Annotated in this window: 14 protein-coding genes; 1 reads left to right on the top strand and 13 read right to left on the bottom strand. The window is 43.5% G+C overall.

Features of this window, described 5'->3' with window-relative positions; all coding sequences use genetic code 11:
• The 4 genes from VIN08_RS05585 to VIN08_RS05570 form a co-directional block, all read right to left on the bottom strand.
• Window positions 1-1049, bottom strand: a 1049-nt coding sequence (locus VIN08_RS05585; protein ID WP_331961471.1) for a tetratricopeptide repeat protein, incomplete at its 3' end; no start/stop codon positions are given.
• Between the two features lie 346 nt (window positions 1050-1395).
• Window positions 1396-2205 carry an anti-sigma factor gene (locus tag VIN08_RS05580; RefSeq protein WP_331961468.1) on the bottom strand — a complete coding sequence of 270 codons (810 nt, stop codon included), beginning with the start codon at window positions 2203-2205 and terminating at the stop codon, window positions 1396-1398.
• Window positions 2202-2720 (bottom strand): RNA polymerase sigma factor, encoded by a 519-nt coding sequence (locus VIN08_RS05575; protein WP_331961465.1) that lies wholly within the window; start codon window positions 2718-2720, stop codon window positions 2202-2204. The genes VIN08_RS05580 and VIN08_RS05575 overlap by 4 nt, the downstream gene beginning before the upstream one ends.
• Before the next feature lie 311 nt (window positions 2721-3031).
• The gene (locus tag VIN08_RS05570; protein ID WP_331961461.1) at window positions 3032-3808 is read right to left on the bottom strand and encodes a class I SAM-dependent methyltransferase; all 777 of its coding nucleotides are present in this window, start codon (window positions 3806-3808) and stop codon (window positions 3032-3034) included.
• 120 nt (window positions 3809-3928) lie between these two features.
• Here VIN08_RS05570 and VIN08_RS05565 point away from each other — a divergent pair, with 120 nt between their 5' ends.
• Window positions 3929-5065, top strand: coding sequence for a GWxTD domain-containing protein (locus VIN08_RS05565; RefSeq protein WP_331961458.1), 1137 nt, complete (start codon window positions 3929-3931; stop codon window positions 5063-5065).
• Between the two features lie 196 nt (window positions 5066-5261).
• Here VIN08_RS05565 and VIN08_RS05560 read toward each other — a convergent pair whose 3' ends face one another.
• The 9 genes from VIN08_RS05560 to VIN08_RS05520 form a co-directional block, all read right to left on the bottom strand.
• The gene (locus VIN08_RS05560; RefSeq protein ID WP_331961455.1) at window positions 5262-6713 is read right to left on the bottom strand and encodes a lytic transglycosylase domain-containing protein; all 1452 of its coding nucleotides are present in this window, start codon (window positions 6711-6713) and stop codon (window positions 5262-5264) included.
• Between the two features lies 1 nt (window position 6714).
• Window positions 6715-8145 (bottom strand): Asp-tRNA(Asn)/Glu-tRNA(Gln) amidotransferase subunit GatA, encoded by a 1431-nt coding sequence (gatA, locus tag VIN08_RS05555; RefSeq protein WP_331961452.1) that lies wholly within the window; start codon window positions 8143-8145, stop codon window positions 6715-6717.
• 2 nt (window positions 8146-8147) lie between these two features.
• A complete protein-coding gene (locus VIN08_RS05550; RefSeq protein WP_331961449.1) occupies window positions 8148-8360 on the bottom strand; it encodes a twin-arginine translocase TatA/TatE family subunit in 213 nt (70 codons plus the stop codon).
• Window positions 8361-8750: 390 nt separating this feature from the next.
• Entirely contained in the window at window positions 8751-9158 is a 408-nt protein-coding gene (locus VIN08_RS05545; protein WP_331961446.1) for a hypothetical protein, read from the bottom strand.
• Between the two features lie 118 nt (window positions 9159-9276).
• Window positions 9277-10482 carry a murein hydrolase activator EnvC family protein gene (locus tag VIN08_RS05540; RefSeq protein ID WP_331961443.1) on the bottom strand — a complete coding sequence of 402 codons (1206 nt, stop codon included), beginning with the start codon at window positions 10480-10482 and terminating at the stop codon, window positions 9277-9279.
• Complete coding sequence (locus VIN08_RS05535; RefSeq protein WP_331961440.1) at window positions 10469-11230, bottom strand: DUF4292 domain-containing protein; 762 nt, start codon at window positions 11228-11230, stop codon at window positions 10469-10471. The genes VIN08_RS05540 and VIN08_RS05535 overlap by 14 nt, the downstream gene beginning before the upstream one ends.
• The gene (locus tag VIN08_RS05530; protein WP_331961437.1) at window positions 11223-12992 is read right to left on the bottom strand and encodes a tetratricopeptide repeat protein; all 1770 of its coding nucleotides are present in this window, start codon (window positions 12990-12992) and stop codon (window positions 11223-11225) included. Before VIN08_RS05530 ends, VIN08_RS05535 begins: the two co-directional genes overlap by 8 nt.
• Window positions 12989-13993 (bottom strand): sugar phosphate nucleotidyltransferase, encoded by a 1005-nt coding sequence (locus VIN08_RS05525; protein ID WP_331961434.1) that lies wholly within the window; start codon window positions 13991-13993, stop codon window positions 12989-12991. The genes VIN08_RS05530 and VIN08_RS05525 overlap by 4 nt, the downstream gene beginning before the upstream one ends.
• Before the next feature lie 74 nt (window positions 13994-14067).
• Window positions 14068-14754: lipopolysaccharide biosynthesis protein (locus VIN08_RS05520; RefSeq protein ID WP_331961431.1), on the bottom strand; the 687-nt coding region annotated here is incomplete at its 5' end.

The raw sequence follows: 14754 nt of genomic DNA, 5'->3' as shown, positions 1-14754 counted from the left end.
TTGTCGTAATCCTTTTGTGCATACTCGGCATTTCCTTTATAGAGGTATATTTCCTTTGCAGTAGCTCCGGCATTGATCGCGCGGCTCAGGGATTCTATAGCACCAGCATATTCTTTGTTTTTATACTGGCATGTGCCGAGTTGAACAAATACATCTTTATCTGTTGCGCCCATCGATACGGCTGCGGATAAACTTTTGGCAGCTTCTGTGCAATTACCGGTAGCTGCCATGCTCAATCCCAGCATTTTAAAAACGTCTTTATCTTTTACACCCTTTTGCACAATCTTGTCGAGTGCATCAGCAGCACCTTTATAGTTCTGCAAGGTATAATTAGCGGTTCCTATCTTCTGGTATATTTCGTTATCGGCACGACCGCTCGCAATCAGTTTCTCGAAGTCAGCTATACTTCCTTTCCAGTCTTGCACCATATAGCGTGCCTCCGCGCGATTCTCTATAGCCTTGTCGTAACCGGCACGAAGCTCCAATGCCTTGTCGAAATCGGGAATTGAGCCTTTATAATCTTTCAGTATAAATTTAGCCTTGCCGCGATTGTTATATAGTATAGCATCTGCTTTTCCGGAAGCTATCGCTTTGTCGTAGCTGGTAATCGCTTCGCGATAATTTTCCATGCGGAATTTTCCGTTGCCCAGGTTTACATAGGTATCGAAACTATTGGCACCCATGCTCGTGGCTTTTTCAAGATCCGTTATTGCGCCCTGGTAGTCGTTCAAATTATAGCGGGCATTGCCTCTAAATTCAAAGAGCTCAGCTGTGTTGATGCGTGCCTTTACAGCTTCATCAAGATCAGCTTTGGCTTTGTCGTACTCTTTCAAATTATAGTAAGCCACTCCGCGCTTAACAAATACTTCTTTGTTGGTAAAATTAGAGTTGATGAGTTGGGTAAACTGCACCGCGGCATCGTTGTGATCGCCCGCCTTCAGTTTTTTCAGGGCGGCTTCCCATTGCACCTGCAATAGGGAGTCAGTTTTTTGAGCAAATGAAAAAGTGGTAACGAAAAGCAACGCTACTGCCAGAAATGATACTCTCATGGATTCATTGATAAGATTTGTCCGGAAACAAATTTATCAAATCTGAGCGTGAATTTTTAAGCGCTTCCGTTTGCCGGTTAATGGCAACCGGAAGCGCGTACAGATGTCGGTCGAGTGGAAGGAAAAAATAGAGAGGGTCTTGAGAGGGACTTTACCGATGCTGTTATTTTATGCAGATCGCCATGAAGGTGCTTAAAAGCAACAGCAGCAATACGATCTGGGCACGTTCATAGTATGAGTACAGTGGCAATAGCGTTTTCATAAGCAGCTTGAACTTGCTCTACCTACGAAACGGCAGGATATTCCGGATCTCACCGGGTAAAGAAAATTTTTTATTTTTTTTTGATCAGCCTTTCACCACGTTGCCGGCTACCTGCATGGTTTCCAGGGTGGGAGAAGGTTTGCCACCGCGAGGCTCGATGGTCACTGCGAAGGTGGCGGCTCCTGTGCCGATGTCTTTCATTTTGAGCAAGCCTCCGGCAATGCCGCCATCAAATACACCAGCATCGACAGGTTTACCATCTACTATGGCCCAGAGCTGGTATTGATTTTCCTGTGCGAGCGTTTTCATATTCTGTACGCTGAGGTATACTTCCCGGGTGTTTTCGTTCCAGTATACATATGCCGTAGCACCCGGTGCATTGGGTGTGCCATTCATGATAATGCGTGTAAAGGCAGGGTTGTCTATTACCCTGAGGTCTTCTTCGATCTTGTTTAACCGCTGATTCACCTGGTTATACTCCTGGGCTACACGCTGGCTTTGAGCGATCAGATTGGTAAGGTCGCTTTGCGTGGCTTTCCATTTATCGTGATAGGTATAGGCCAGGTAAGACGTGATCAACGCTATGGTAATGGAAGCAGCCGCAGTAAATTTCCAGAGACTTATCGTGTTGTTCGGAGGAGAAAGCGCGATTACTTTTGCTTCCGGTTTTTGTTGATCCACGGCAGCAAAGATTTTTTCTCTGACAAGATCTCGCGGTTTGATAGCGGCCTGCATCAAAAGTTTTTCCTGTGCTTCTTCGATCAGGGCCAGCTCTTCTCTTAGTTCAGGATAGCGGGCAAGGTTGTTCTCCACCTCACTGCGTTCCTTTTCAGAGAGCTCTCCCAGCGCATAAGCTTCCAGGATACCAGACGATATGTATTCGCGTATGTTCACGTTACGTTCAAGGTCGTTCGTAGTTGTTGCATCGCCAGGCGAAGACGTGTCTTCACCGTTCCTAACGGAATATTAAATTCTTCAGCCAGTTCCGATTGGGTATATCCTTTCAGGTATAAATACTCCACCACAAATCTCTGCTCCTCCGGAAGGTCTTTCAGAATGTCCTTCACACCAATACCTTCTATGCGTTGTTCAATGTAGTCCTCGTTTTCAATTCTACTTACGACATTTTCTATGTCGCTGGTTTTCCGCTCTTGGCTTATTTCACGAGAACGCGTTTTATCGATTGCCTGGTTGCGCGCAATATTCAACAGCCAGGTAAATAACTTGCCTTTGGAAGGATCATACTGATCAAAGCGATCCCATATTTTAAGAAATACATCCTGCAGCACTTCTTCGGCTATAGCTTCTTTTTTCAGTATACGGAATATAACTCCGTAAAGTGCACCGGCATAGTGATCGTACAAATACGCTAACGCTGAACGGTCTTTAGCCTGCAACCGCTTTACCAACTCATCTTCTGCGATATTTGATTTGATCGGACTGATTCGGAGATTTTTTTATTTGCTGAAAGTAAAGGAAAAGAATGGAGATTAAAAGGCGCGGGAGTGTTTCGTTATTCGTTACAGGTTAATCGTGATTCGTGTATAGTTAATCGTGGTATCAGTGGAAATACTAACATGCAGGGAGAAGAAAGACTATTTATTTCGTGCCTGTATTGTTGCTTCTGATGAAGAGTATATTTTCTTTATCGTCAATAGGGTGGGAACATCTTACTGCACTCACACGGTTAACGGATATACTAATAACGGATAACCGTTAACTACTTCCGAACGATAAGCAAAAGATCCAGCGCGTCCGTTGCATCGTCCACCACGATATAGTCTTCGTGATGTATATCGGTAACGAGTTTGTTGTCGGATGACTGAAGTTTGTTACGGTTCCAGCGATTCAGTATCTCGTAGGGGAGACGCAGTACGGAAGCCGGCAAACGATATTGCAGCTTGAGTATATCAAAACGTGTGATGCGCTCTACTGATTTTTTATTCTGCTCGTAGTATGCCATTACCTTAGGGTTGCCGGTAATGCCTTTCATCTCGGCATGACCGAATATTTTCTCTGCGAGTGATTTCAATTCCTGCGGAAGATACTCGCGTATATGCCAGGGGTTGCGTGTAAGCGACATCTTGCGATTAGGCGTGGTGATCAAGGCTATACCTCCTGGCTTTAACACGCGGTGTATCTCTTTCAGAAAAAGAAAATCATTTTCAATGTGTTCAATCACCTGGAAACTTACCACGCTGTCGTATGTGTTATCCTCCAGTCCGGAGAGCGGAGGTATATTCATGCTGATGAATTTTCCGGAGGGATGTGTTTGACGGAGTTCGTCAATAACGGGTTTGATCTTGTCTACGGCTGTAAAGCTTTTGGAGAGCGGCAGCATGGTGGCAATACCGCGGCCTTCACCGCAACCTACTTCGAGCACATCACCCTGGATATAGTCTTTGGCTACAACATACGCTTTGAATAAGCGTTGGTGGATAGGATTATCGGAAGCTATCTGCTCGCTGGTAATTTCGGTTGTGTATACTTTAGCCATATCGGCCGCAAAGATAAGGACGTATTTGCGAGGTACAACCGGTGTTTAACAGAATTGAAGAGGCTATTGAATTAGAAACTTCCTTCTTCGTTCCTCGTACTTTTATATTATTTTCATCCAATGAAGCGATTTGTATTACTGTTTGTTTTTCTGGGGTCAGTATCCTACGCGCAGACCCTTCGCGATCTTAATTATAGTTATCTCTACGATCCTTCGCAGCCTGTTACGCTGGACATCCGGCTGGTGCGCAAGGCTGATACCTGGGATGTTTTTTACAAAGTGCAGCTTCGCGATACACTGGTTTCCGAACTTACCATTGAATGGTCTACACGCACAGGATTGAGCGATAAAGATGGCGTGACGATCAGCACTCCTTCTCCCAACAGAGAAGGTAATCTTCGCGTGCCAATATCAGCATCGGTTCAGTTACTTGTAGCGAAAGTAGTAAGTGTCTCCGCCAAGCAGGCATGGCTTTATTACCGTGTACTAGATCCTAAATATCCGGTTAACGGATGGTTAACAGCGGATGGAGGTATAGTACTGGTGCCCTATATAAAAGGCGATAAACCGTATCGTGTGCAGGGTGGCAGTACCCCGCTTATAGTATCGCATTATCGTGATACATTTCCGGCAGCGAACCCGGCTTTCTCGGAAGCATTAGGGAAAGTCGCCCCTATTCTGAAGGTTGATTCAACATTCGTGATACAGCCAGACCAGGATATATCGTTTGTTAACCAGGGCCTATATTTAGTGCAGCACGATACAACTTCTTCAGAAGGGTTTGCCTTTCGTGTGCAACATGATTACCCGCGACTCACCAAGCTGGAAAGTCTGGCGGATCCATTTATTTATGTATGTACCCGCCAGGAATACGACCGACTGAAACAAGCGAAGGGTGACAAGAAGGCTTTTGATAAAGTTATTCTGAGTATTACCGGAGATACGGAGCGGGCCAAGCAATTTATGCGCACATATTTCAGGAGGGTGGAGTTGGCAAACCAGTTTTTTACTTCGTATAAGGAAGGCTGGAAGACGGACCGTGGTATGATCTATATCGTATTCGGCTTGCCGGATGAGGTATATAAATTTGCTGATCGCGAAACGTGGAATTATAAGAACAGCGGCTTTAAAGTATCTTTTGACTTTGTGAAGTCACCAACCTTATTCGATCCGGATAATTATGTAATGATCCGCGATAAGAAATTTACGCAAACCTGGTATGAAGTGATAGATCTGTGGCGCAATGCACGCTTCTAAAAAAAATCTCCCGCGTCCCCGAAGCTATCGGGAGCAGATTAACGCAGAAAAAAATAATGATAAATGTCGTAAGTAGATATTAAGAGTATATACCTGGCACCGTAAGTATAAAACAAAAAAAGCTCAGCAACCTGCTGAGCTTTTTTGTTTTATACTTTGAGCTTTAAACTTTACGCTTTCAGCCTATCACTTCTGATTATATACCGATGATCAACTTCTGTCCGGGCTGAAGTTTAGTGTTGCCCAGGTTGTTCATGGTTTTGATCTTTTCAACGGTCAGGCCTTCGAACTTGCGTGATATATGCCACAGGGTATCGCCAGGTTGTACAGTATATGTTTTTGAATCAGGCACTGGTACCGGAGATGATGTTTGAGCTGATGCCATTACTGCAGTTGAAGACGAACGGCTTCCGCGTTGCCAGATGTTGAGGCGCTGACCTATACGAATGGTATTACCTCTCAGGTTGTTCCATTTCTTCAGATCATTTACACGCACACCATGACGCATCGCTATAGATCCGAGCACATCGCCATTGCGTACTTTATATACAATGCGGTCGCGGCCGTAAGTGCTGCCTTCACTGTTCTTGGCAAGTGCCATTAACTCGTTCTTGCCGATTTTAGAAGCAGAATCAAGGATGGAAGCGCGATTTAACAGCAGTATTTCTTTTGATTCCTTCGGAACATACAAGGTATATAGCTTGCTGGTTTGTGGCAATGCGTTATGCTGAATAGAAGGATTGAGGCGTTGCAGATCTTCGAGACACGCATTGGTAAGACCGGCAAATGTTTCGAAGTGCAGGTAGTTCTTTACATGTATAGTATCTGATGTTACCAGCATCTCTTCGCCTTCATCGTAAAAGTTATGCTCGTCCAGGTAATTCATAGCATATGTAATGGCTACAAACTGTGGAACATACGAGCGGGTTTCGCGTGGCAGGTGAGAGTATATTTCCCAGAAAGAACGCTTATAACCTGACTTGCGGATAGCGCGCTTTACATTGCCCGGGCCGGTATTATAGGCAGCAAGAGCAAGTTCCCAATCATTGAACATATTGTGCAGGTCGCGCAGATAGCGACAAGCAGACTCGGTTGATTTCTCCGGATCCATACGTTCGTCAATGAACCAGTCATTGTGCAGACCATAATATTTACCGGTAGCCGACATGAACTGCCACAGACCCACTGCGCGTGCTCTGGATATTGCGCGCGGGTTAAGGCCTGATTCGATGATGGAGAGATATTTCAACTCATCGGGCAAGCCATATTTAGCCAGGTATTTTTCAAAGATCGGGAAGTACAAATTCTTCCTGCGCATGATCATCTTGGTATACTCACGGTCTTTTACCGTAAAGTAATTAATGAAAGCATGGATTCGATCATTATAGTGTAGCGGAATGTTCTTCTCGATACAGGCCAGACGATCCTGAATGATAGCCGGATCATCATCGCCAGGTATATATTCGAGTTCAGTAGGAAGCGCATAGTAGATAAAATCTGCTGTGTCTTCTTTATACAGCATTTCTTCTTCTGCTGTTGCTATTTCGAGAGAATCCACCACTACTGAGTCGGGCTGTATTTGAGCAACCTGACCATACGATAAAGTTGAAAAAGTGATGAAAGCTGCAAAGAGAAATGTTCTTCTCATGTCAGTTCATGGTTAGTAATGCGTTTGAAAAATGTAAAAGTTTTGATTCTTCAAAGTCATCCGCAACAAGTTGCAGTCCGATGGGCAATCCCTGGTTATCCTGTCCGCAGGGCACAGCTATAGCAGGCACGCCCGCTACATTAGCCTGAACGGAAAATAAATCTGCCAAGTACATTTCAAGCGGATTATCTGTGTGCTCACCTAACTTGAACGCTGTAGTTGGTGTAATGGGCATCACAATAAAATCGTATTGCTTGAAAATCTCTTTTGTCTTTTCCCGGATAATGCGTCTTACCTTTTGTGCTTTTGTATAGTAAGCATCATAGTAACTCGCACTGAGTACGAATGTCCCAAGAAGAATACGGCGTTGTACTTCTTTGCCAAATCCTTCTGAACGGCTTTTCTTATAGAGCGAGCTCAGGTCTGTTACATTCTTGCTGCGATAACCGTAGCGAACGCCATCGTAGCGCGACAGATTTGAGCTGGCTTCTGCCGTTGCCAAAATATAGTATGTTGGCAACACATACTCCTGTAACGGGAAGTCTATCACATCTACTGAATGACCAGCAGCTTTGATCTGTTCCAGTTTTGTTTTTATAGCATCGCGTATCTCGGGTTGTAATCCTTCAGAGGAATCGATCTCCCGGATATACGCTACCTTATAAGGCTTGCCATTGCTTTGTGTAAGTGCCGATGTATATGAAGGAACCGGCTTGCGAGATACGGTGCTGTCAGCTTCATCAGCTCCGGCAATGATCTCCAATACAAGTGCTACATCTTCTACCGATTTACCAAAAATTCCGATACAGTCGAACGATGAGCCGTAGGCGATCAATCCAAAGCGAGAGATGCGCGAATAGGTAGGCTTCAATCCTACCAATCCACAAAAAGCTGCCGGTTGGCGCACCGAACCTCCGGTGTCTGAACCAAGCGATATCTGGCACATATCTGCCTGCACTGCCACTGCAGAACCTCCGGACGAACCTCCCGGTACACGGGTGTTGTCGGCATCGTTCAACACAGGGCCGAATGCGGAGTTTTCATTGGAAGATCCCATGGCAAACTCATCGCAGTTCTGGCGGCCGATAATGATAGCATCTTCATCAAGCAAACGCTGAACAGCGGTAGCATTGAATTGTGAAATGAAACCATCGAGCACACGGCTGCTGGCCTGCAGAGGATGATCCTGGTAGGCAAGTACATCTTTCAGTCCGACCACAAGGCCGGCTAATTTTCCTGCTTTACCTTCCTTGATTTTTTTGTCGACAACCGCAGCACGATCAAGCGCTTCTTTCTCAAACACACTTAAAAATGCGTTGAGATGTGCTTTCTTCCTGATGTTGTCGAGGTGATGTTGTACAAGCTGCTGACAGGTAATGGTGCCGTGCTGCAGATCGTGCTGGATTTCGCGAAATGTAGCGTATGTTTTCAACACTATTTACCGTCTTCAATTTTACCGGCAGAGCCAGCGTCCTCAACTTCTTTCTTAACGTCTTTTACAGCGTCTTTAAATTCTTTCACGCCTTTACCAAGACCTTTCATGAATTCAGGTATTTTCTTGGCTCCGAAGAATACAAGCACGAAAAGACCAATGAGAAGAATTTCCTGGAAACCAACCCCACTGAGAAACAATAATGTAGCGTTCATGGCTTTATAATTTAGTCGAATGACAAAAGTAGGGCAAAAAATGGTACGATCAAACGAGGCAGTGCGAGTGGTTTAAGTGAGATTTAAGCGTAAAAATGGTGATTTGTAAATGGTTAGCCTCATTTGTGCCTGTTTTATAGTTTTTCGACCAGCTAACCATGCTGTAGGGCTGAAATCTAATAGAGATTTAATTGATTAACCGGGAGAATTTTAAGTGTTATCGGCAGTTTATGCAGAAGTGTTTTGCTTGTGTGTTATCACAAAAGGTGAATTGCTATAAAGTGAAAGTAAAAAGCACATTACTGATTTCTTACGGGTGATTATGATTAGTGTCCCGGCAAGTCTCTTTTTATTTTTCTGAATCTGTTGAGTGTGTTTACAACGGTAGCTCTACCGGCCGGATTGCAATAACCACTTTTCGCACTCTGTTTCTGAGTTGAACATGTTGATTCGCAATGCGCCTACATGTGCTTCACTGTTTACTTTGTTTACAGTTGCTGCTGCAAATACATCGTCGGCAACAATGGCTCCTATTTTTTGCAAGCCTGCCTGCTCTGCCTGCGGAAACCATTCGTTTACCAGATAACTTTGAACTTCCTTTGAAAGTATCTTGAGCTGGCGATGATCGCTCATGTGAATTTTCAGATTCTTATCAAGTATATAGTCCATCAATAGCGAGCAACCTTTGCGGACGTCTTCACCTTTTAAGAAGCCGTTCCATTTTGCAATGATCAGATTGGTGGTGGTATCCAACAATATATGGACGAACGGTTCTTGCATCAACGTTAATTTGCTCATATCGGGGAGGGATTTAGCAAACATGGGGCATTCTGTTACAACGCAGAATGCTTTATGAAAAATTACATTCTCCTGCTATGACAATCAAGCAAACCCTTGACTTTTTTAAAACGAGAGCTTACATATTCTTGAGCCAATTCTGCGGATCAAGTGCTGTGGTGTTCTTGAATATCTGGAATCGTAACTCGGATACACCATCGGTATTGGAGAAAACTTTGCCGATCTCCTGGTTGGTAGAAACTTTTTGTCCTGATCTTACAAAGACTTCTTTCAAACCTGCATATACCGTCAGGTAATCGCCATGCTTGATGATAACCGTGTTGCCCATGGTTTGGATGAACGCGATGCGACTGACTTCTCCATCGAAGATGCATTTTACTTTTTCATCTTCTTTTGTCTGAATGTTTACTCCGTTATTGTTAATAATTATACCTTTTAATACCGGGTGATTTTGTCTTCCAAATTTTTGTGACACAAATCCGGAAGATACAGGCCACGGAAATTTATTCTTGTTCTGTTCGAACGATGATGACAGGGCCACTACCGCCTCCGTTGTTTTTTTAGAAGAGCGTGCTGCACGTTCTGCTTCTTCACGAATAATGTCTTCAATCAACTTATCAAGTTCGGCCACTGCTTTCTTGGATGCCTCCAGATCTTTCTTGAGTTTTTTCTCTTCTTTCTCCAACGACTTTACAATGGAGTTTTGTTTTTTACGAAGGCCATCCAGACTTTCATTTTCTTTTTCTTCTTCGGTAAGCAGTGTGTTCTTTTGTGTTCTGCGTACTTCAATCTCACGCACTTGTCCTCCCAATGCCTCGGCAACTTTTAAAATCTGATCGGCCTGCAGCTTACGCGTTTCAGAATATTGCTCCATATAGCGCAGGCGCATGATCAACTGATCAAACGATTCTGCAGAGAAAAGAAATGTTAAGCGTGTAGTGCTGTTGTTTGCCTTCTGTGCTGCAAAGAGCATGGAAGCATATTCCTTCTTCAATTTCCGAAGGTCTTCTTCCAATGCACGAATGATGTCGTTGTTTTCTCCGATCTCCGAATCGAGAATGGACACTTCTCCTTTTATAGAAGTGATGAGTTGTTCCTGCTCGCGAATGCGTTGCTTCACGGCATTCAATTCACCAACAGAGTTTTTCTTTTTGGTAGAAGTTTCAGAAAGTATCTTTTCCGTTTCCTTGATCTTTTCCAGACTCTGTTGCTTCTCTTTTTGGAGTTGCTCTTTCTGAACCTGACTTTTTGATTTTTGCGCTACGGCCGGAAACAAACAAACCGTGAGTAAAAAAAATACGAAGGTATATTTACCTGCGCTCATAGCGTTTGGGAATGTCGAACGGAAACTTGAGTCTTTTATCACTCACTTCGGCTTTGTTGTACTCAAAGATAATAGTTGTATTCAGTAAGCCACTTACTGCCTGGTAAAACAGGTTGATGGTACCGTTATACGGAAATACTTTATCGCCCACCGGTTGAAAGTTAGAGTAGTTGAGCGTCAGTGTATTGTTGGTGTTCGACTGCTTCATCTCTACCTTTTCTATTTTTCTGCTGGCAGCATTTATAAAATTGGTAACGTCTACAGAGCCCGAATGTTGTTTGAGTAAAAATACCGAAGGCTCTTGTGCTATACTATCAGACTCCTGCCGTTCGGTAATTAAGTTGCCCAGCATGGCATCCTGAATAACATTATAGTCGATCGGGAAATTATATCGCTTGGAGAGTTCAGGATATTCAAATACATAAAATTCTTTATCCACATTGCTGAGTATAGTGATAGAATCTTTGTTGATCAACGCTTTGCCACCCTGCACGCCCAGCACAGAGAACACCATCCAGATAACACTGTCTTTTCGTATGCGGATGTTGGCTTTTACTTCGCGTTCTTTGTTAGCATCACGCAGTACCATGCGCGCTTTGCCCTGAAAATATTCGAAATCTATTTCTTCAATGGAGAGAGAAGGTTTATTGACAGGTACATTCGTAATCAGTGGAGAAGTAATTTTTTTGCTGCACGCCATCGCCAGAATGGATAAGCAGATGAGCAAAAAATAAAGACGTTTATTCATAGATCTTCCGGTTCGCAATTTTCTTGTTTAAGATTTCACTGTTGGCATTTAATCCACGGGCTTTCTCCCATTGTTGCACGGCTCCATTTACATCGCCTAACTTAAAAAGAATATCGCCATAATGTTCAAAGTGTGTAGCCGTTGCCTTGCCGGTGCTAATGGCTCGTTCAATTGCCTTACGTGCATCTTTGTATTTCTCGCGCATGTATAAAACCCAAGCATATGTATCGAGAAATGTTGGATTATCGGGATTGTTTTTGATCAACAACGATGCCATACGTTCTGCCTTTTCGAGATTGGTTTTGCGCAGGGCGAGGTAATAACTATAATTATTTAATACAGTATTGTTCTCCTGATTGAATGCCAGTGCTTCATCATAGGCCTTGTCAGATTTTTCGTAATCCTTGTTGGCATTATAGGCATCGCCTAACATACCATTGATCTCGCTGACTATTGTGGGGTTAGAAGACGACAAACGTTTAGCCTGATCCAGCGAAACAATTGCTTCGGCATAGTTACGCTTGCGTAGTTGTGCATAGCCATTGAAGTAGTGGATCATTCCCTGGTTCGGGAAAATTTCAAGTGCCTGGTCAGCGTGCTTGATCACATTGTCCCATTGGTCGGATTGTGTTTCCAGGTATAGCAGGTTCTCCCACACTTCAAAATTCACATTACCGAGTTCGATGGCCCGGGTATATTCTTTCTGTGCTTCGCGGTTCTTGCCGGTAGAGAGATATAAGTCTCCACCTACGATATGTACCCGCGGATCTTCGCTATAATTTTTTTCGAGCTTTTGGAAAAGAGTAAATATGAATGCTTCTGATTCTGCATCGTGTATATTTCGCGCCTTCTGTTGTCCGAGTTCGGTGTTGTAGGTGCCCAGCATGATCAATTTACTGGTGAGCTCAACAGTAGGGTCGTCAAATAAATTCAATAACAGGGGCCTGCTTTTTTCTTCCTGATTATTTTCGCGATAGAGTCCGGCCAATAACATTTTTGCATTGCTGGCTTCTGTATTTTGCTGCACGAATTTCTCCAGGTATTTGATTGCTTCAACCCGTAAGCCTTTTTGAGAAAGCACTTCGGCAAAGCCCATGATGTAGCGCTCTTCATCCGGAAAAGCATTGATAAGTTTTTCTCCCTCGGCTATAGCTTCCTTTGTTTTACCCTGCTCCAGGTATAAACGCTGTTTCTGAATAGAGGAGATTTCGTTGATGCCGAGTATACTTTCAGCGCGGTTATAAACTTTAATGGCTTCGTCTGGTTTACTGGCATATTGATAGATAGCGGCCAGTTCGTATAGATATTCTTCGCTGCCTTTCACTTCTCGAAGAAGTGCTTCGTATGTTTCAGCAGCTTTATCGAATCGGGTAAGGCCGCTATATATGTTTGCTGCCAGCAGGTAAAAGTATTTGTTCTGTTTTTCGAACCTCAAAGCATTTTCAATGCTATAAGCAGCTTTCTGCAAGTCTTCCTGTTTACTGCTGCGGGAGAGTACCTCGGCTATTTTATAATGTACAGTTGCATTTTCAGGTGTAATCTCCAGTGTGCGCTGGTAGTATAGCAGTGCTTTGGCGTAATCTTCCAGGATGAAAAATTTTTCGCCCTCTGTAAAGTAAAATTCAGCTTCGCGTAGCTTGATACCCGATGCCTGGGCTTCGTCTTGTGGCTTCTTTTTTCGCTGACTATAACTGGGGAATGATGCCAGCAACATCACGATCAGCCCGGTATAAACGACAATATTGGTTCTAGTTGATATCACGCTATTGTATTGAAGTCGCCTACGCTTAGATCAAGCGATGAGCCTTCAAAAATAGCGAAATTCCCTAACATGCTATTATCAAGTATCGCCCGGGAGACAACAGCGTCTTTCTGGATGATGGAGTTGGTTATCCGGCTATCAGTAATACGCGAATTTTCACCAACGGAAACATGTGGACCTATAACCGAATTTTCAATAACAACACCTGCTCCGATATAACAGGGCGGAATAATCACAGCGTTTACAATCTTAGCTTTGTCAGATACAAGTTTCTGATCTTTAATAAATTCCAGGTATCGGGCGTTGGTTTGTACGGTTACATTTTTATTGCCACAGTCAAGCCATTCCGTTACTTCACCCGTCATAAGCTTGGCGCCTTTTCGGTTCAGTCCCTGCAATGCTGAAGTAAATTGATACTCGCCTTTTTCTTTGATGTCGTTATCAATAAGGTGTTGCATTTCTATGGCAAGTGCTTCTCCATCTTTAAAGAAATATATACCGATAATAGCCAGGTCTGATACAAATGAAGAGGGTTTTTCTACTAGATCAGTAATCTCATTCTTGTCGTTGAGTTTTACCACCCCGAATTGAGAAGGATCTTCTACACGCTGTACCCAGATTATGCCATCTTTCGTTGTGTCAAGTTTGAACTCTGCTTTGAATAACGTATCAGCAAAAGCGACAATGATTTTTCCGGTGAACAATTCTTTTGCAAAGAGCAATGCATGCGATATACCGAGGGCAGTTTCCTGATAGTATATTTTGCCAACAGCACCTACTTCTTTGGCTATAGCTTTCAAACTTTCTTCTACTTCTTTACCAAAGCTCGGGTGAATGATGAACCCGATAGTATCTATTTTCTCAGGACATACTTTCGCTATATCTTCAACCAAACGGTGAACGATGGGTTTACCTGCTATCGGTAGTAATGGCTTGGGAACCGTAAGGGTATGCGGACGTAACCGTTTACCTAGGCCCGCCATGGGTATAATGATATTCATAGAGAGGTTGATTGGTTAAAGTTTACCGGCAGAAAACTGATTCGCCAATATTCGCGTGGCAAAATAATCAAAAATCAGTGCAAGACTTGTTTGAATGATTTTCTTTCGAGTAAAAAAACTGTTAAGATATATAACACAATAACGAGTGCATGAAAACTGGTGGCGATCCATTGATTTTCTATTGTTATAGCTTGTACTATGTAAACGATAGCGGTTGTAATAAAAATGTATGCCAATCCTGCTGTAACCCGGTAGGGGATCGGATAGTATTTCTGTCCGAGTATATAGCACACAGCCATCATCCAGAAGTAACATATAAACGTTGCCCAGCTTGAGCCCATATACCCAGCTATGGGAATAAGAATATAGTTGGCAACAATCGTGAGCACAGCTCCGCTGATGGTGATAACGGTGCCGTAATACGTTTTATCGGTAAGCTTGAACCACGCAGAAAGATTATAGTATACACCGAGAAACAGGTATCCGAGCAAAAGTACAGGCACGATATCAAGCCCTTGCCAGTAGGCTTCACGCTTTAAAAAAAGTTTGAGTATATCCAGGTTGATGCTCACGCACAGCAGCAGGAAACAACAAACAATTATGAAGTAATGATTAACTCGGGCAAAAAGCTGAGGTGAATTTTTATCGGATGCGTTAGAAAAGAAGAATGGTTCTGCTGCATAGCGAAATGCCTGTATAGCCAGGTTCATGAGTATAGCAAACTTATAGCACGCACCAAACACACCAAGCGCATACTCTGA

This window comes from Ohtaekwangia sp. (assembly GCF_036568665.1).
Taxonomy (GTDB): domain Bacteria; phylum Bacteroidota; class Bacteroidia; order Cytophagales; family Cyclobacteriaceae; genus Ohtaekwangia.
The sequence above is the reverse complement of the archived record's forward strand: the minus strand, read 5'-3'. Positions and strand labels throughout refer to the sequence as shown.

Excerpts from the sequence above, each read along its gene's own strand:
- VIN08_RS05570 (WP_331961461.1), bottom strand. The coding sequence starts at position 3,808 with ATGGCTAAAGTATACACAACCGAAATTACCAGCGAGCAGATAGCTTCC.
- VIN08_RS05535 (WP_331961440.1), bottom strand. The coding sequence starts at position 11,230 with ATGAATAAACGTCTTTATTTTTTGCTCATCTGCTTATCCATTCTGGCG.
- VIN08_RS05565 (WP_331961458.1), top strand. The coding sequence starts at position 3,929 with ATGAAGCGATTTGTATTACTGTTTGTTTTTCTGGGGTCAGTATCCTAC.
- VIN08_RS05545 (WP_331961446.1), bottom strand. The coding sequence starts at position 9,158 with ATGAGCAAATTAACGTTGATGCAAGAACCGTTCGTCCATATATTGTTG.
- VIN08_RS05525 (WP_331961434.1), bottom strand. The coding sequence starts at position 13,993 with ATGAATATCATTATACCCATGGCGGGCCTAGGTAAACGGTTACGTCCG.
- VIN08_RS05550 (WP_331961449.1), bottom strand. The coding sequence starts at position 8,360 with ATGAACGCTACATTATTGTTTCTCAGTGGGGTTGGTTTCCAGGAAATT.
- VIN08_RS05560 (WP_331961455.1), bottom strand. The coding sequence starts at position 6,713 with ATGAGAAGAACATTTCTCTTTGCAGCTTTCATCACTTTTTCAACTTTA.
- VIN08_RS05540 (WP_331961443.1), bottom strand. The coding sequence starts at position 10,482 with ATGAGCGCAGGTAAATATACCTTCGTATTTTTTTTACTCACGGTTTGT.